The organism is Lactobacillus xujianguonis (assembly GCF_004009905.1).
Taxonomy (GTDB): Bacteria; Bacillota; Bacilli; order Lactobacillales; family Lactobacillaceae; genus Lactobacillus; species Lactobacillus xujianguonis.
This window is the reverse complement of sequence record NZ_ML136876.1, coordinates 18,721-36,147: the sequence shown is the minus strand read 5'-3', so window position 1 is coordinate 36,147 and position 17,427 is coordinate 18,721. Positions and strand designations below refer to the sequence as shown.

The 17,427-nt window shown below is 39.2% G+C and carries 15 protein-coding genes and 1 pseudogene; 12 read left to right on the top strand and 4 right to left on the bottom strand.

Annotated features, from left to right (window positions below; genetic code table 11):
* Positions 1–115: 115 nt before the first annotated feature.
* Together EJK17_RS03750 and EJK17_RS03745 are read left to right on the top strand one after the other, a co-directional pair.
* The gene (locus EJK17_RS03750) at positions 116–973 is read left to right on the top strand and encodes a metallophosphoesterase family protein (protein ID WP_103661270.1); all 858 of its coding nucleotides are present in this window, start codon (positions 116–118) and stop codon (positions 971–973) included.
* Between the two features lie 8 nt (positions 974–981).
* Positions 982–2,295 (top strand): replication-associated recombination protein A, encoded by a 1,314-nt coding sequence (locus tag EJK17_RS03745; protein ID WP_103661315.1) that lies wholly within the window; start codon positions 982–984, stop codon positions 2,293–2,295.
* 39 nt (positions 2,296–2,334) lie between these two features.
* Here EJK17_RS03745 and EJK17_RS03740 read toward each other — a convergent pair whose 3' ends face one another.
* The 4 genes from EJK17_RS03740 to EJK17_RS11335 form a co-directional block, all read right to left on the bottom strand.
* A complete protein-coding gene (locus tag EJK17_RS03740; RefSeq protein ID WP_168180727.1) occupies positions 2,335–2,748 on the bottom strand; it encodes a type II toxin-antitoxin system RelB/DinJ family antitoxin in 414 nt (137 codons plus the stop codon).
* Between the two features lie 114 nt (positions 2,749–2,862).
* Positions 2,863–3,966, bottom strand: coding sequence for a glycosyltransferase (locus EJK17_RS03735; RefSeq protein ID WP_103661268.1), 1,104 nt, complete (start codon positions 3,964–3,966; stop codon positions 2,863–2,865).
* Between the two features lie 265 nt (positions 3,967–4,231).
* Positions 4,232–4,471 carry a helix-turn-helix domain-containing protein gene (locus EJK17_RS11340; protein WP_236629312.1) on the bottom strand — a complete coding sequence of 80 codons (240 nt, stop codon included), beginning with the start codon at positions 4,469–4,471 and terminating at the stop codon, positions 4,232–4,234.
* A gap of 47 nt (positions 4,472–4,518) precedes the next feature.
* Positions 4,519–4,881, bottom strand: coding sequence for a cupin domain-containing protein (locus tag EJK17_RS11335; protein ID WP_148665335.1), 363 nt, complete (start codon positions 4,879–4,881; stop codon positions 4,519–4,521).
* Between the two features lie 387 nt (positions 4,882–5,268).
* Here EJK17_RS11335 and EJK17_RS03725 point away from each other — a divergent pair.
* From EJK17_RS03725 to EJK17_RS03680, 10 genes and pseudogenes are all read left to right on the top strand, one after another.
* Positions 5,269–5,930: pseudogene (locus tag EJK17_RS03725) on the top strand (zinc-binding dehydrogenase); the annotation flags it as partial.
* Positions 5,931–6,082: 152 nt separating this feature from the next.
* On the top strand, positions 6,083–7,054 hold the full coding sequence (locus EJK17_RS03720; RefSeq protein WP_127796216.1) for a LacI family DNA-binding transcriptional regulator: 972 nt from the start codon (positions 6,083–6,085) through the stop codon (positions 7,052–7,054).
* A 197-nt stretch (positions 7,055–7,251) separates the two neighbouring features.
* The gene (locus tag EJK17_RS03715; protein WP_103661266.1) at positions 7,252–8,541 is read left to right on the top strand and encodes an ABC transporter substrate-binding protein; all 1,290 of its coding nucleotides are present in this window, start codon (positions 7,252–7,254) and stop codon (positions 8,539–8,541) included.
* 20 nt (positions 8,542–8,561) lie between these two features.
* Entirely contained in the window at positions 8,562–9,446 is an 885-nt protein-coding gene (locus EJK17_RS03710; RefSeq protein ID WP_103661265.1) for a carbohydrate ABC transporter permease, read from the top strand.
* Complete coding sequence (locus tag EJK17_RS03705; protein WP_103661264.1) at positions 9,439–10,293, top strand: carbohydrate ABC transporter permease; 855 nt, start codon at positions 9,439–9,441, stop codon at positions 10,291–10,293. Before EJK17_RS03710 ends, EJK17_RS03705 begins: the two co-directional genes overlap by 8 nt.
* Before the next feature lie 3 nt (positions 10,294–10,296).
* Positions 10,297–11,580 carry a glycoside hydrolase family 32 protein gene (locus EJK17_RS03700; RefSeq protein WP_103661263.1) on the top strand — a complete coding sequence of 428 codons (1,284 nt, stop codon included), beginning with the start codon at positions 10,297–10,299 and terminating at the stop codon, positions 11,578–11,580.
* Positions 11,581–11,727: 147 nt separating this feature from the next.
* Positions 11,728–13,170 carry a sucrose phosphorylase gene (gene gtfA / locus EJK17_RS03695; RefSeq protein ID WP_127796215.1) on the top strand — a complete coding sequence of 481 codons (1,443 nt, stop codon included), beginning with the start codon at positions 11,728–11,730 and terminating at the stop codon, positions 13,168–13,170.
* Positions 13,171–13,549: 379 nt separating this feature from the next.
* Entirely contained in the window at positions 13,550–15,154 is a 1,605-nt protein-coding gene (locus tag EJK17_RS03690; protein WP_127796214.1) for a multicopper oxidase family protein, read from the top strand.
* A gap of 17 nt (positions 15,155–15,171) precedes the next feature.
* The gene (locus EJK17_RS03685) at positions 15,172–15,372 is read left to right on the top strand and encodes a hypothetical protein (RefSeq protein WP_103661260.1); all 201 of its coding nucleotides are present in this window, start codon (positions 15,172–15,174) and stop codon (positions 15,370–15,372) included.
* A 353-nt stretch (positions 15,373–15,725) separates the two neighbouring features.
* Positions 15,726–17,372 (top strand): peptide ABC transporter substrate-binding protein, encoded by a 1,647-nt coding sequence (locus EJK17_RS03680; RefSeq protein WP_127796213.1) that lies wholly within the window; start codon positions 15,726–15,728, stop codon positions 17,370–17,372.
* Positions 17,373–17,427 lie beyond the last annotated feature (55 nt).

Sequence of the window (17,427 nt, the reverse complement as noted above, 5' to 3'; positions counted from 1 at the left end):
TACAGTTTTCTTTAAAATAGCGTGGAAAGTTCCGGTAGAATAGCGTAAAATATGAAAAACAGATAGAAATAATCATTTTCAGCTAATTTTTGAAAGTTTTTAGGGAGGCAATCCAGTGACTAACCTGATTAATAAAACGCTAAAAACTGACCAACTTCACGGTAATTACCTTTTCATTTCCGATATTCATGGCAATCTTGAAACCCTTGATTTGATTAAAAAAGCGCAAAAGGATTATCCGCAAGCCCAATTCGTGGCTGGTGGTGATTATGTCGATGGCCGTGACCATGTAAAAGAAGTTCTAGACTTTTTAATGGCAGCCCAAGCAAGTGGCGGAATCATTATTCGCGGTAATCATGAACAAATGCTGCTGAATTATGCTGATGAACAAGAACACCAAGATGGCATTTGGTTTTATAACGGCGGCGATCAGACTTTAAAGCAACTTTTTGGACATCAGGCAAGTCCTGAAGAAGTTCGTCAAAGTAAGTATTACCAATTCTTGAAAACCACTCCCATCATGTATGAAACGCCAAAGCATATTTTTGTCCACGCAGGTGTGCGTCCGGATGAAAAATATGATGATCCAACAACTTATGCCGCAGAATTAGATATTTATCATCACCAATACACCTATGATTTTTACCGCTTATGGGCTCGGCAGCAATACTGGTATCAAGCTGTTAGTGATCAAGTCTTTGCTCACAATTTAACTAAGAAAACGATCGTTACTGGTCATACACCAACTTCAGGTATTACTGGTCAATATGAGAATGGAGCAGTCTTGCATACTTCTTTATTAAATCCAGTGCGGCAAATTCAATACGATCATGAACCAGCGCGGATTTTTACGGATGGTGGTTCTCATTCTGACCCGCTTCGTTTTCCGCATAATGATGGGAATGTGGTAGTCTTAACTAAAGATGGCAGTGTTAAGCAAGTCTATAATTATGAGAACACGTTAAAGAATTAAGGATGGATATGAAGCAGGAATCACTCTTTTCAAATCGGAATAATGAACCATTAGCTAGTCGGATGCGGCCGAGCAATTTAGACGAAATTGTGGGCCAGCAACACTTAATTGGTCAAGGCAAAGTCTTGTGGGAAATGATTGACCAGGATCGCGTGCCTTCGATGATTTTATGGGGCCCGCCAGGTGTTGGTAAAACCACCTTGGCACGGGTCATTGCTGCCCACACGAAGTCAGACTTTATTTCTTTTTCCGCAGTGACTAGTGGGATTAAAGATATCAAAAAAGTCATGACTGATGCAGAGAAGAATGCAGATTATGGCAAGCGGACCATTGTCTTTGTGGACGAAATTCATCGTTTCAATAAGGCTCAACAAGACGCCTTTTTACCCTTTGTTGAGAATGGTTCCATTGTTTTAATTGGAGCTACAACGGAAAATCCATCATTTGAAGTTAATTCGGCCTTATTGTCTCGCTGCCGTGTTTTTGTTTTGAAACAGTTAAGTACCCGGGAAATAATTTCATTACTGCAGCGCGCCTTAAAAGTGGGCTTTAAACAAGAATTAAAGCTAGATGCGGACACTCTCAAGCAAATTGCAGTTTTTGCGGATGGAGATGCCCGGAATAGTTTGAATACACTAGAAATGTTAGTTGAAAACAGTACTATTCAAAAAGATGGGACTGTTCAACTGGAAGAGGATTTGTTAACGCAAATTCTTGGTGGTAAAACTCTGAAATATGATAAAGATGGCGAAGATCACTATAATTTGATTTCCGCCTTGCATAAATCAATGCGTAATAGTGATACTGATGCCGCAATTTACTGGCTAACGAGAATGCTAGAAGGTGGCGAAGATCCACTGTATATTGCGCGAAGATGTGTCCGTTTTGCCAGTGAAGATATTGGCTTAGCCGATATGAATGCCTTGAATCTAGCGATTAATGTTTTTCAAGCTTGCCAGTTCTTGGGGATGCCGGAATGTAATGTGCATTTAACTGAACTGGTCATTTATCTGTCATTAGCACCTAAATCCAATGGCGTTTATGAAGCAACCATGAAGGTGGCTGATGATGTGAAAAATACCTTGAATCAACCGGTGCCATTGCAGATTAGAAATGGTGTCACTAAGTTAATGAAGGATGAAGGCTATGGTGCCGGCTATCAGTATGCTCATGATACGGCTGATAAGCTGACTAATATGCAAACTATGCCTGATAACTTGGTTGGACACCAGTATTATTTCCCTACTGAACAGGGACACGAAATTCGCTTTAAGAAGCGATTAGAACAAATCAAAGAATGGCATGAAAATCATCAACAGTAAAAAACGAGCTTGTAACGTTGTTCAACGTTAAGCTCGTTTTTACATATCTACAGCAGTTGCCGTAACTTCGAATTGATAAGGCATTTTTCCGGTGAGCACGAATTTCTCGTACAGCATCCGAATCGCATGGGAAAGCGTTAATTGGCAGTTCTTTAAGACTGTCATTGCTTTTTCATAGATTGTCTCATCAACTGCTTTTTGAATCATCTTACTCTTGTCGTATTCGCATTCGTTAGCTTTCAAAGCTTGGATTGTAGCTAGCTTGTTAGCTGTCTCTTCTTCAGTCTTAGTCAATTTCTTGAAGGGCAAGAATCTATTATTGGCAATAAAGTGCATAAAGCCATTAATAAAAGTTCTTTGAGTAAGACCGATTTTGGCCAACGACCGTTTAACTGCGGAAACAAGATCAGATTTCAAAGTTACGCTGATAATCTTTTTGATGATTTGCTTCACGATGGTTTGTCCTTTCTTAACTTGATAAGACTATTTTGTCATATACAAATCAAAAAGAAAAGACTGTTAAAAATTCTTAATAAATTTGTTACGTAACGTTATAACGGTGAAAAATTATCGTAAATCTTGCATCATTTGCAAAGCTTTCCTTGCCGAATGTTTAACTGTCAATTTTTGAGCAAATTCACGATAAGCTTGGCGCGCCTGTTTTAATTCTGTGGGATGTTCAAACCAGTAATCAATTTGCTTGGCTAACGCGCTACTGTCGCCAGCTGAAAAAAGATTATGCTTATTTAGCGCGTATGAGGCGGTCGAAGATAGTGGTGCATTGGCAATCACGGGGACACAACCTGCCGCAAAGGCTTCCATGCAAGCCATACCTTCAATCTCGACATCGGCACAATGGACTACCAGATCAGCCTGACTCATTTCACTGCGCAGGTGGGCCGGCGTGTAAAACTTTAATAAAGGACGGTTAGGTAAAGCTTGTGCCAGGCGTTGGTATTTCTTCTCCAGTGGCCCTTTGCCAGCAAAGATTACACGCAGCTCGTGCGCATGTTTAGTTAAATGCAAAGCCTTAAACAATACCTCTTGGTGCTTTTCCCGTGAGTAACGACCGATGCACAAAATGGTAAAAGGCTGGCCGATTTCTTCTTTATGCGGATTATTAATAAACTTCTCGTCAATACCATTAGAGATGACATACAATTTTTGCTTAAAATGCGCCTGCTCTAGTTGCTGCTTAACTTTAACCGTTGGACATTGCAAGGCTGCACAATTTCGAAAGGAAATATGTTTAAAAAACGACATAAAGAAATGATTAAAGATGGGGTAATTAATGTGCAGTGATTCAGTAATATTTCCCGGGTAAAGATGAAAAGTTCCATAAACGGGTTTACCCGCCTTACGAGCCAGTTTAGCTGCGGTCCAGCAAACCGGGAAGGGTGTTTCAATAGCTACGATATCTGCCCAGGCAACCGCCCTATTAAGTACTGCGCGTTTAGGTACGGCTAAATGATAACCTTCTTTAGCAATAATCTTATTAAAAAAGGGGACAAACAGTTGCGGTAAGGGATAATCTGGCTGACCGTTGATTGCACAAGAAACAATCCGTACTTCGTGTCCAGCTTGTCTGAATTCGTGAACAAAACGCTGAGTAGAAATACAGAGTCCGTTACTTTGGTTAAAATAATCATCAATGACGACTAAAATCCGCATCTTGCAGCCAATTCCTTTCTAAGTCAAAAAATTTCGATTTTTTGCAAAAAGCTATTTGCTTTTTGACAGCGAATAGTTATAATAAATATGCCCTGTGCGGGGCATTAAAATACGTACATAGGTGAAGATGGAAAAAGGGTGACCGACCGCATAAAATTAACGGGAGTGATGACCCGTTAATTGGTCGGCTTAGGCTATGGTATGTGATACATATCTAACTTTATAAGTAAGAGTTAAGCAAATCTGCTTAGCTCTTATTTTTTGCCTAAAAATCCGATAAAGAAGACCCTTTTTCCTGGTCACGATGCTGACGCCGATATTCCCCGGGCATTAAATGGCAATACTGCTTAAATTTTCGGTAAAAAGTATTTTGATTGTGCAAACCGATTATTTCACAAATTTCAGAAATTACATAATCAGTCGTGTTGAGCAAATGCTTAGCAGCTTCTAGTCGGCACTGCAGGTGCAGCTCAGCAAAGGAGTAACCAGTTAATTGCTTGATCAATTAACTCAAATAAGGAGGAGTATAGCCGTAACGTTTGGCTAAATCACTTAGAGAAATAGTAGCATAATTTTCAAGAATCTTGGAGAGGATATGTTTTTGCGAGTTGGGGTCATGAAGTGAAGTATTAAGTAAGAATTGATAGACGAGACTGTTTTTTTGTCGTGATCAAGCAATTTAAAAGATAAATTTTTGTTAGTAAAGATCACGTTGATCAACAAGTCATCTTTACCTAAGGCAGCAATCTGGTGGCGAGCGCCAATGTCCATCATTAGGGTGTCGCCTTGCTTAAGTGTGACTGGTACGCTGTCAACAATCTCATCACATTGTCCTTGCAGCATGTAGTTAATTTCCACAAATTCATGACTGTGCAAGGGATAAGGAGCAAAGCGGTTGTGCTTATTAACTATCATTTTCTTTGCTCGGTGTGTCACATTTTCTTCTGCTAAATCATGTACGAATTGATGCCTATCCTTTTGCTTTTTTCAATGGGACTAAGTTTAAGTAACTTATTTTTCACTTCTCTACTAATCAAAAGAGTACTCCTAATAATTAAAAATTGCTATTTTTACTAAAAACTAAAATCATCTGAAAGCGGCTTCTTTATCTTTACCATAGCATTATTTCTTATAAAGAATCTTAAGAAATGATAGTTAACTAACTTAAATAGAACGATTGGTAATCCTTGTTAAAAAGTTAACATGGAAGTGTAAGGATTTGAAACCGGTTTTTGAATAAGAGAAGGTATGAATTATGAGGATTAAAGCTGCTGTTGTTGAAAAATGGGCGATCCTTTCGTAATTAAGGACGATATTGATTTACACGAAGTTGGTCCTTTGGGCTGTGGTTACATCACTGGTTCAGGAACCGTCTTCAACACTTTAAAGCCACGTCCATGTCAATCAATTGCTGTCTTTGGTACTGGTGCTGTTGGTTTGGCTGCCATGATGGCTGGTCGAATTAGCGGTTGTACGAAGGTTATCGCTGTTGATATTGTACCTTCACGTTTGGAACTTGCTAAACAACTTGGTGCTACTGATGTCATCAACTCCAAGAAAGAAGACGCCGTTAAGAAGATCAAGGAATTGACTAACGGTTATGGTGTTGACTACACAGTTGATACTACTGGCTTGAGCGCAATTATGAAGAACGCTATCGATGCCTTAGCTCAAGGTGGTACTGAAGCTGCCATCGCTGTAACGCCACACAATTTGGAATTCTCAACCTGGAACGACCTTGCACTAGCGACCGTAAGGTGGTTGGTGTTAACATTGGTGACGTTATTCCACAAGTTGACGTTCCCCGTTTGATCGACTTCTGGAAGTTAGGTGAATTTGACTTTGATAAGACTGAAAAGTTCTACGACTTCGAAGATATTAAGCAAGCCAACGCTGACTCTGTTTCAGGTAAGACGATTAAGCCAGTTTTGATCATTGATAAAGATTACAAGCCAGGCGAATAATTAAAGCTAAAAACACAAAAAAGCACTTACTAGCTGAAAGAATGCTAGTAAGTGCTTTTTTGTACATATGAAATATGATCAGTTTTTGTATATTAAATCGTTTCAAAAATGGTATAAAATAGAATTAGAACTTTATTTGAAACGGTGATTTTATGGCAACAATGAAAGACGTCGCTAAAAGAGCAGGCGTAAGTTTGGGCACAGTGTCGCGTGTGATTAATCATGCCCCCGGAATTAAAGAGAATACTTTGCAAAAGGTTGAAAAAGCAATTAAGGAATTGAATTATATTCCTGACGAATATGCACGCGGATTGAAAACTAAGTCTTCGCGGACGATTGCGTTGATTTTGCCGACTGTGTGGTACCCATTCTTTTCTGAATTTGCTTATTATGTGGAGAAGAACTTAGATAAGAAGGATCACAAACTTTTGCTCTGCAATTCCAATGGCGATCCTGATGAAGAAGCCAAGTACATCAAGATGGTGAAGCAGAATAAGATCGATGGGATCATCGCCATTACTTATAGTGACATTGAGCAGTATATCTATTCCAACATTCCTTTCGTCAGCTTGGACCGTTACTTTGGCAAAAAAGTTTCCTATGTTACTTCTGACAACTATCAAGGTGGATGCTTAGCTGCTGAGGAACTCTTAAAGCATGGTGCAAAAAAGCTGGCATACATTGGTAGTTACAATAAATACACTAACGGTACGATGCTCAGACGAAATGGTTTCCGCGATTATCTTTATGAGCGTGATATGGAATATCAGGAAATCTTCTTGATGGAGCCGGTAGCTGATTTTACTCCTTATATTATTGAAATGATGAAAAAGGCTCCGGATATCGATGGTATTTTTTGCCATAATGACAGCTTGTTACTAATATTTCGCCCTATTATTGAAAAGTTGGGATACAAGGTTCCAAAGGATATTCAACTAATTGGTTTTGATGGTATGAATTTAGCGGCTGATCTACCATTGGGTGTCTCCACAATTGTTCAGCCGGTAGCTGATTTAGCTAAGGGGGCCGTGGAGTTAGTGCTACGTAAAATTACTGATCCAACTATTAAAAATGAAACTAAAATTTACCCTGTCAAATTTTTTGAAGGAAATTCTACAAAATAGGGTTGACAGCTTTTGAAAGCGCTGTTATTATTTACTTGTAAATTGAAACGTTTCAATTTAACAAATCTAATTCGTTTTATATGCTGTTTATTTTTTTAGAATTTGTTTGAAACGTTTCAATAAAAGAAAAAGAGTTTGTTTTGGAAATGTTTTATTTTTTTGTGATTAAAATGAAACGTTTCAAAGGGAGAGAAATTATGAAGAAATGGAAAATCGGAGTAGCTGCAATCGCTGCTGTTGCTGCATTAGCTTTAGGTGGTTGTGGAAATAACCAAAGCGGTAGTAATTCAAAGAACGTTACCATGTGGATTCACGTATCAAACACTGATCCAGAAGGTAAGGCTCTTCAAAAGAACATCAACGACTTTAACAAGGAAAACAAGCACGGCTACAAAGCTAAAGTACAATTCATTCCACGTTCTGGTTCAGGTGGTGGTTATGAAGATAAGATTAATGCCGCTTTGAATTCAGGCAGTTTACCAGATGTTATTTCACTTGATGGTCCTAACACAGCTGCTTACGCTCACTCAAAGATTATTCAACCTGTCGGTAAGTACATTTCCAATAAAGGGGACTTATTACAAACCATTAAGAATCAAGGTACCTACAAGGGCAAGATGTACGCTGTAGGTTACTCAGAATCAAGCATTGGCTTCTACTACAACAAGAAGATGTTTAAAGAAGCAGGCGTTAAGCCTTCAGAAATTCCAACCTTGGAAAAACCATGGAACTGGAACCAATTCGAAGCTGTCTGCAAGAAGATTACTGATCACTTCCACGAACCAGCAATTAACATGAGTTTAAATGACCACTCAGAAATGTCACTTTACTCATTAGCACCATTAATGTGGTCAGCGGGAGGTTCAATTACTAACCCAGCAGGTACTAAAGCCGTTGGTTACTTTAACTCAAAGCAAACTACTTCAGCCTTCCAATTCATTCAAGACATGGTTAAGAAAGGCTACACTACCATTTCACCAAAGGACAAAGGCTTTGAAACTGGTAAGTATGCAATGCTTATGAGTGGTACTTGGGAAGTTCAAACTTTGCAAAACCAATACAAGAACTTAGACTGGGGCGTTCTTCCATATCCTGTATCACCAAAGACTAACAAAGAAGTTTCACCAACTGGTTCATGGCAATATGCTATGACTTCAGCTGCTAAGAACAAGAAGGCTGCTGGTGCATTGATTAACTTCCTTGTTAACAAGAAGTGTATGTACAGAAGTGACATGGCTAATACTGTTTTGCCAGCACGTAAGAGCGTTTCTAAGATGATGATGCTTAAGGTTGGTCCAGCTATGAAGTTCTTCATTAAGCAAAACCAAACTACTGGTCACGCACGTCCAGTCTTAGTTAACTACCCACAAGTTACTAGAACATTTGCCGAAACTGTCCAAGATGTAACCTTGTACAAGAAGAATCCAAACGTTCAAAAGGTTATGAACAACCAAGCTAAAGTAATTCAAAAGTATTTGAAGAAGTAAAAAAGTAGAGGCGAACGCTCATGAAAAGTAGTGGATTAAAAAGGCAATTGGGCTGGCTTTATGTCCTACCTGCATTGCTAATCTTACTAACCTTTTTGATCATTCCATTCTTGATGTCATTCGATTACTCATTCACCGACTATAACATCTTGACGCCATGGTCAAAACATTGGGTAGGATTTGCAAACTATATCAATACTTTCAAGGATCCAGTATTCTTGGAAAGTTTGAAGAATATCGCTCAATTCGTTATCTTCATTATGCCAATTCAAGTTGGACTAGCTCTAGCCTTAGCTTTAATTGTTAACAAAAAGCGTCCTTGGAATACTTTCTTTAAGATTTCATTCTTCGCTCCACAAGTTGTTTCCTTAACTGTTGTTTCAATTTTGTGGCTGTACATTTTAAACCCAGATCAAGGTTTATTGAACGGGATTTTATCAGTATTTCATATTAAAGCTCAGCCATTCTTAACCTCACCTAAGCAAGCTATGTTCACTATTATCGGTGTATCTGCTTGGCAGGGTGCTGGTTACCAGATGCTGATTTTCTTAGCCGGATTGCAAAATATTCCGCACTCCTTATATGAAGCTGCAGAACTTGATGGTGCTAACGCATGGCAAAGATTCTTGCACATTACGCTTCCATCACTTAAGCCAACCACTATTATGATTTTGACTACTACTTTCATTAGTGCTTTCAACTTAATGATTCAGCCAATGATCATGACCCAAGGTGGTCCACAGAACTCAACTATGACACCTATCTACTACATTTACCGTACTGGGTTTACTGATCGTCAATTAGGTTACGCTAGTGCGATGAGTGTTATCTACGGAATTATCATTATTATCTTTACCATTATTCAGAGAAAGATAACTAATGCTGGAGGCGATGAGAATGCATAAAATAATTAGTCGCAGAAAGTTTCATATCGTTTGGACAACGATTTTGATCACTATCTTGGCATTATTTTTCCTCTTCCCATTGGTCTGGATGATTGTGTCATCAATGAAGCCTGAATCACAGATTTATTCAAATATTTCAAGCATTAAAGCTTTCTTACCTGGTAGTTTTTCAGACTGGGGCAAAGCTTATGCCGGAATCTTTAGTCGATTCAATGTTGTTCGTTACATTATCAACAGTGTTTTCTATGCTACGAGTGTAACGATTGGTTCAATTGTCGTAAATGCTTTGGCAGGTTACGGCTTTGCTAAGTTTGACTTTACTGGTCGTAAATTAATCTTTGGTTTATTGATTGCCTTGTTGGTTATTCCTGGAACTACTTTGCTTATTCAGCAATTCCAAATCGCAAAAACCATTGGTATCTTGAACACTCCATTAGCAGTTATTTTGCCAGGGATCTCAAGTCCGTTCTACATTTACATGTTTAGAAACGCCTTTGCCGATATTCCGCAAAGTATTACCGAAGCTGCGGAACTTGATGGTGCCAGCAACTTCAAGATCTTCTGGAGAGTATTGCTCCCAATGACTTTGCCAACAATTGCGACAGTCGGAACATTATCATTCATTGGTAGTTGGAACGACTATGTATGGCCATTGATGGTTTTGACTAACTCAGATCAATTCCCACTACAAGTTGCTATTACTAACATTAATAGTACGAACCCTGTTTACATGAACCAAGTTATGGCTATCTTAACTGTTTCAACCATTCCATTGATCTTTGTTTACATTTTCTTCCAAAAGTACCTTGTCCAAGGTATGGGTTCTGCCGGAAACGGAGATAAGTAAAGAATGCAATCAAGAAAAGATATTTATAGTGAGGTGCGAAAATCCGATCCTTTGCGACCGACTTTTCACTACACCGCACCGATTGGTTGGATCAATGATCCAAATGGTCTGATCTATTACAAGAATTATTACCAACTCTATTATCAACATAATCCTTATGCCCCTCACTGGGATGATATGCACTGGGGCCACGCTAGAAGTAAAGATGGTCTTCATTGGGAAGATTTACCTGAAGCAATGGAGCCAGAACATGACTATGAAAAAAGTGGTGTCTTCTCCGGTTCAGCCATTGAAAAAGATGGTAAGCTCTACGTTCTTTATACAGGACATGTCTTAGATGACAAGAGGCAAGCCACTGAAACTCAATGTGTTGCTTACTCAGATGACGGGATTGATTTTCACAAGTATGAAGGCAACCCTGTAATGACAGTTGTTGATCTGCCGGGTGAAACCGATCGCGGCAACTTCAGAGACCCTAAGGTCTTTGAACACGATGGCAAGTACTATTGCGTCGTTGCAGCGGCTCTTAACAAGCGCGGTAGCATCGTTCTCTTTGAATCAGATGATTTATTGCACTGGTCATTTAAGTCAGTTTTACTGCAAAATGATCAACTTGGAATTATGACTGAATGCCCTGATTATTTCAACATTGACGGTCATGACTTCCTTGCCTTCAGTGTCATTAAAGGTGAAGGACAAAACAGTGTAGTTTACCTGGCTCAAGGTAAACTTGACTGGTCAAAATTCACTTTTGAACTCGAAGACATGCATCGCATTGATGAGGGTGACGATTTCTACGCCTCACAAAGCTTCCTCGATGAAAAAGGCGATCGAATCGTGATCCCATGGCTGCGTAGTGTTGACCATGTTGATTATCTTGAAAAGAGTGGCCACATTTGGAATGGGATGATGGGGATTCCTCGTCGTGAAACCGTCGAAAATGGCCACATCAAGCAAGAGCCAATTGGCACGATTGAGCCACTAAAAGTCGAAGGAAAGACCGAAATTTCTCTTGGTAGTTACCGCTTAGAAACACCAATTGAAACTGGTCAAAGCCTAGTGCTCAAAGGTGATAATGGCGAAATTCGACTTACTCACCAAGCAGAGAATAAGTACCAAATCGAAATCCATTCTCCTGCTTTCATTAAAACAATTTCCTGGGAAATAAGATTAGATAAACCAATTTTTGTAATTGATAATTCTAGTTTTGAAATCTTTGCTGGTGAAAAGCCGATGAGTATCGTTACCTTTGTAGCTGGTATTCATGAGGCTATCCTTGAAAAATAGCCCTCAGCAAGTAAATACGTTTATAAGATATTCCCCCTCTAATAATCAAAACACGTTTACTTTCAATCAAAATTAATTTCACAATTTAGAAGTTCAATCTTTTTAATCAAAGAAGGTTGGACTTTTTCTTTAGAAAGCGTCATAGAAATGAAACTGCAAAATAAAGCAATGTTAATCACTTACCCTGATAGTATGGGTACCAACTTGATTGATTTATCCAATGTCATGCAAAAGTACTTTAGTAAGGCAATCGGCGGGATCCATATTTTGCCATTGTTCCCATCAAACGGTGACCGGGGCTTTTCACCAATGCGTTATGACCAAGTCGATCCCAAATTCGGTGATTGGTCTGACGTGGAAAAGTTAGGGCAACGTTACTACTTGATGTTTGACTTTATGATCAACCATTTGTCCAAAAAGTCTGAATACTTCCAAGATTTTCAGGAAAAGAAAGATCAAAGCAAGTATCGTGATCTCTTCTTAAGTTGGGATAAGTTCTGGCCTGAAGGTCGTCCAACTCAAAAGGATATTGATTTAATCTACAAGCGGAAGGATAAGGCACCATATCAAGAAATTACCTTTAAAGATGGGTCTATTGAAAAGATGTGGAATACCTTTGGTCCAGATCAGATGGATCTGGATGTCCGCACGAAGGTTACACAAGATTTCATTAAGAATAATTTGCGCGGCTTAGCTAGCCATGGTGCTAGTTTGATTCGGTTAGATGCTTTTGCTTATGCGACCAAGAAACTGGATACAGATGATTTCTTTGTTGAACCAGAAATTTGGGACTTGTTAAAAGAAGTAAGCTCTTATTTGGCTGATACGCAAGCCATGATTTTGCCAGAAATTCATGAACACTACACGATGCCATTTAAAGTGGCTAAGCACGGTTACTTCATCTACGACTTTGCTTTACCAATGGTCTTACTTTATTCACTGTACAGCGGCAAGAGCAAGCGTCTAGCTGATTGGTTGAAGAAGTGTCCAATGAAGCAATTCACCACGCTTGATACGCATGATGGCTTGGGTGTCGTTGATGCTAAGGATATTCTGAGTGATGATGAGATTGACTACACAACGCAACAACTTTATAAGATTGGTGCTAATGTTAAGCGGAAGTATTCAAGTGCGGAATATCATAATTTGGATATTTACCAAATTAATACTACTTATTACTCAGCTTTAGGTAATGATGATCAGAAGTACTTCTTAGCCCGGTTATTACAGATTTTTGCCCCAGGGATTCCACAAATCTACTATGTAGGCTTGTTAGCTGGTAAGAATGATTTGCAATTGCTGGAAAAGACCAAGGAAGGACGGAACATTAATCGTCACTACTACAGCTTGGACGAAGTTGAGCAAGAGGTAAAACGGCCAGTAGTGCAATCTTTGATTAAGCTACTTGAGTTTAGAAATAGTGAAGCTGCTTTTGATCTTGAAGGTGCAATTGAAGTTACAACTCCAAGCAAGCATGAAATTACCATTACGCGGACTAATCATGATGGTAGTCGCAAGGCTGTAGCGACTGTTGATTTGGTCAACTTGACCTACCATATTGAGGTAAATGGTGAAGAAGTAAAGTTCTAGGATAGAAGATAAAAAGAGCGTCAATTCATGAGAATTGGCGCTTTTTTGTGTTCAAAAATAACGGTTTAATGGTAAATGAAACGCTTACGAAATTTTAATAAATAATTTTTGAAGGCTTAGTTTTGTCTTTTTAACAAAATTGATTTAAATCAATTAAATCTTTTCTGAATCAGTTATCTTAGAGATATAGAAAACAACCTGTTTTCAGAATTTGTTTCACAATGTTGACTTGAATGTAATTTAATAACAGTTATGTTTGCACTTTTGTTATATATAAGAAATAAAATAATAACGCTTATTACCTGGGTTGATATGCATTAAAGCCGGTGCTAAATTGATTGTGAACAAGATATCAAAAGAATTTGGAAAGGTGACCAAAATGTCAGATGAAGTTTATACCGATTATTTTGTAGACGAAGAAGATTTTGACAAAAACCACTTCCGTTACAAGAAACTAAATATCCCTGAAGGAGTTGAAGAACAACCTTTAGCAGTTCCACCTGTGCTTAAACCAGATAAAGAAACTGAGACCGATGTCTGGTTCACGATTGAATCAATTGAAGGTGAAAGCCAAATTTTGCCTGGTGAAAAGACTAAGACTTGGGGCTATAACGCACCACTCTTGGGTCAAACCATGGTCGTTGAAGAAGGCAAGCGTGTTCACGTGACTTTAAAGAATAGCTTACCAGAATTGACGACTTACCACTGGCATGGGATGGAAGTTCCAGGGCCAATCACTGATGGTGGCTGTCACGCTCCTGTTTATCCGGGTGAAGAAAAGCAAATTGAATTCACAGTTAACCAACCAGCTGCCTTAACTTGGCTTCATGCGCATCCATGTCCATCAACTGCTGCCCAGGTTTGGATGGGTCTAGCAATGGGCGTCGTTATAACGGACAAGAACGAAGCTAAGTTGCCAATTCCTAAGCAGTACGGTGTGGATGAGTTTCCAGTCATCTTCCAAGACCGGACCTACCATGAACACAATCAATTAGACTATCGCGCTGACTATGATGCGATGGGTGTTTTTGGTGAAACGCCTTTGATTAACGGTACTGTTCGTCCTTACGTTGATGTTACAACGCAAAAAGTTAGATTACTCTTCTTAGGTGGATCTAACCGGCGTGAATGGCGCTTGCACTTTGATGATGATCTAGTCATGACGCAAATTGCTGGTGATGATTCCTTCTTACAACATCCCGTTAAGATGACTAAGATTTTGGTTACACCAGGAGAAAGATTACAAGTGGTAGTTGACTTTGGTCAATATCATGATGGCGATATTGTAAATCTTTACACAGACGACTTTAAATTAATCGAATTTCGCATCCATAAATTTATGGCAGACAATTCAGTATTTCCTGATACTTTATTCACACCAGAAATTCCAGAAGTTGACCCAAGTTTACCAGTTCGTAAAGTCACAATGGATGCTCACAACATGATGAACGGCAAACAATTTGCCATGCAAAGAATCGACATGAAGCAACGTGTAGGCCAAGCTGAGTACTGGGATGTCACTAATACCAACTCTAAAGAACACGGGATGCTCCACCCATTCCACATTCATGGTACTCACTTCTTGGTTGTTTCACGCAACGGTGAAAAGCCATTCCCTAATGAAATCGGTGTTTATAAAGATACGATTCCAGTTCGCCCGGGCGAAACTGTACGGTTGTTAGTTCAATTCCCATTAGAAGGTGTCTTCATGTACCACTGCCATATTATTGAGCACGAAGATGCTGGGATGATGGCGCAAATTGAAGTCTTTGATCCAGATCACCCTAAGACTTACAAGTTGATGGATATGGCAACTTTAACCAATGCTTTTGCTGAAGAAAAAGGCATTAAGCCAGAAGACGTTTGGATGCCAGGGATGGACACTGAAGGTTGCGGCATGGACATGAGCGATGCTTCAAGTGGTACTAGCCATGAAGAAGTTGAACATCATGAAGATGCAACTAGCGGTGCAAGTGAACATTAAGAGAGGATAATTTGATTATGGTTGATAATTTATTTTGGAAAATTGTGTGGGTTGTTGTTTATGCTATTACTGCCTATTTCACCTTTACCGGTAATATGATGATGGGGATGTATTGGATGGCAGCCGGGATGCTTGGTGAATCAATTGTTTCTTTGGTTTATCATTTTGTGTCCCACCAATCAATGCAGGAACAAATGAAAGTAAGTAAACAAAATTAAAAGTGGTTAAAGCTTGATTGTCAAAAAGATTCAGGGAGGTTTTTTCCTGAACTTTTTTGCATGTCGAAGTGAAAATAGTTGACGCGAGCAGCAAATTAAGATATTATCTAACTAAAAGTAAGTTAAACACGAAGGAGTGAAAAACATGTTAGCACGTCAAATGCAATTGCCAGCTCAAGAATGTTGCTGTTGCAGCATCTTATTTGACGTGCCTAATATGCGATCTTTCCCCATAAATCGATGTTCTATTTGAGTTGACCCAAGTTAAATAGAATAAGAATTTGTCAGGCGAACTGTAGCATTTTAGGCTATGGTTCGTCTTTTTGTGTTTCTGGAAAAAGGAGAGTTTTGTAATGAAAAAAATGAAGATATTAACTGCAAGTCTAGTCGCTGTTTCTGCTGCCTTGGTGCTTGCAGCTTGCGGTCAACACTCAAGTTCACAATCAAGTGGAAATGATGAACAGACCCTTAATTTGAGTACTAATGCACCACTAGATACGATTGACATTAGTAAGTCGAGTGGTTACGGGCAGACAGGAAATGTGTTTGAGAGTTTTTATCGTTTAGGTAAAAACGGTAAGCCGATTGCTGGCTTAGCCAAGTCGGTAACGACTTCTAAAGATGGCAAGACCTGGACTTTTAAGCTTCGGGATGCTAAGTGGTCGAATGGTGATCCGATCACAGCCGAGGACTTTGTATATTCTTGGCGGCGAAGTTTAAATCCGAAGACAGCTTCGCCTTATTCATACTTGTTTAGTAGTGTAAAGAATGCCGATCAAGTAGCTGATGGTAAAAAAGCCCCAAGTCAATTAGGAATTTCCGCACCAAACAAGCATACAGTAGTGGTGAACTTGAACAAACCTGTGGCTTATTTCAAAGTTTTGATGGCTTATCCCTTGTTTGGACCGCAGAACGAAAAGGTAGTTAAGAAATATGGTTCCAAATATGCAACTAAGGCACAATATCAAGTTTACTCAGGACCATTTGTGATTAAGGGCTGGAATGGTGTTAACGATACTTGGTCTTTTGTGAAGAATAAGAATTACTGGGATAAGGACAAAGTCAAGCTTCACAAGATCAATTATCAAGTAGTTAAATCACCGAATACCGGCTATCAGATGTACCAACAAGGTAAGCTTGATTTAACGCCACTTTCAAGTGAACAAGTTAAGAACTTAAAGAGTAATCCCGACTTTAAATCTTACCCATATTCGTTGGTTAGATTCTTAATGTATAATTTTGCGGATAAAAACGCTATTAATAAGGCGGCTTTGAATAATAAGAATATTCGCTTGGCACTATCATTAACGATTGATCGGCAAGTAATTACAAAGAAGGTTTTAGGTAATGGTTCAACCATTCCGACAGGATTTGTGGCTGAAAAACTAGCTTATAATCCTCAGAGTAAGGAGGATTTTGCTAAAGAACAAGGTGTAAAGAATACAACTGATTACAATCCGGCTTTAGCTAAGAAATACTGGCAGAAGGGCTTGAAGGAAATTGGTCAGAAACATTTAACCTTTGACCTACTTGCTTCTAATGATGACTCAGATAGTGAGCAGTTAACGCAGTACTTACAATCGCAATGGACCAAGGAATTACCAGGGATCAAGATTGAGATTACGAATGTTCCTGAAAAATCAGCTTTGAGGCGGGCTCGTGCAGGTCAATTTGACTTGTACCTTTCTCATTGGGGCGGCGATTTCAATGATCCAATGACCTTCATGCAGATTCCAATGGGCGGCACCTCTTACAACTATGGTAAGTGGTCGAGCTCTGAGTATGATGGCTTAGTTAAAAAGGCATTGAATCAAGATGCCAACGAACCAGATCAGCGGTGGGATGATTTAGTTAAGGCTGCCAAAATTGTGAATGGCAACCAAGCCATCACGCCGATTTACCAACAAACTACGGCATACTTACAAAACAAGCGGGTACATGGCATCATCCATAATACTGCCGGTACGCAGTGGAATTATAAGGAAGCTTATATTAAATAGTAGAAAATAATAGCGCCAACTTGCAACTTCGCAAGCGGCGCTATTTATTTTTGCC

What these genes read in the sequence shown, in the direction of transcription:
- EJK17_RS03745 (WP_103661315.1), top strand. Translation starts at nt 982, where the DNA reads ATGAAGCAGGAATCACTCTTTTCAAATCGGAATAATGAACCATTAGCT.
- EJK17_RS03710 (WP_103661265.1), top strand. Translation starts at nt 8,562, where the DNA reads ATGAAAAGTAGTGGATTAAAAAGGCAATTGGGCTGGCTTTATGTCCTA.
- EJK17_RS03690 (WP_127796214.1), top strand. Translation starts at nt 13,550, where the DNA reads ATGTCAGATGAAGTTTATACCGATTATTTTGTAGACGAAGAAGATTTT.
- EJK17_RS03720 (WP_127796216.1), top strand. Translation starts at nt 6,083, where the DNA reads ATGGCAACAATGAAAGACGTCGCTAAAAGAGCAGGCGTAAGTTTGGGC.
- EJK17_RS03680 (WP_127796213.1), top strand. Translation starts at nt 15,726, where the DNA reads ATGAAAAAAATGAAGATATTAACTGCAAGTCTAGTCGCTGTTTCTGCT.
- gtfA (WP_127796215.1), top strand. Translation starts at nt 11,728, where the DNA reads ATGAAACTGCAAAATAAAGCAATGTTAATCACTTACCCTGATAGTATG.
- EJK17_RS03685 (WP_103661260.1), top strand. Translation starts at nt 15,172, where the DNA reads ATGGTTGATAATTTATTTTGGAAAATTGTGTGGGTTGTTGTTTATGCT.
- EJK17_RS03715 (WP_103661266.1), top strand. Translation starts at nt 7,252, where the DNA reads ATGAAGAAATGGAAAATCGGAGTAGCTGCAATCGCTGCTGTTGCTGCA.
- EJK17_RS03700 (WP_103661263.1), top strand. Translation starts at nt 10,297, where the DNA reads ATGCAATCAAGAAAAGATATTTATAGTGAGGTGCGAAAATCCGATCCT.
- EJK17_RS11335 (WP_148665335.1), bottom strand. Translation starts at nt 4,881, where the DNA reads ATGATAGTTAATAAGCACAACCGCTTTGCTCCTTATCCCTTGCACAGT.
- EJK17_RS03705 (WP_103661264.1), top strand. Translation starts at nt 9,439, where the DNA reads ATGCATAAAATAATTAGTCGCAGAAAGTTTCATATCGTTTGGACAACG.
- EJK17_RS03735 (WP_103661268.1), bottom strand. Translation starts at nt 3,966, where the DNA reads ATGCGGATTTTAGTCGTCATTGATGATTATTTTAACCAAAGTAACGGA.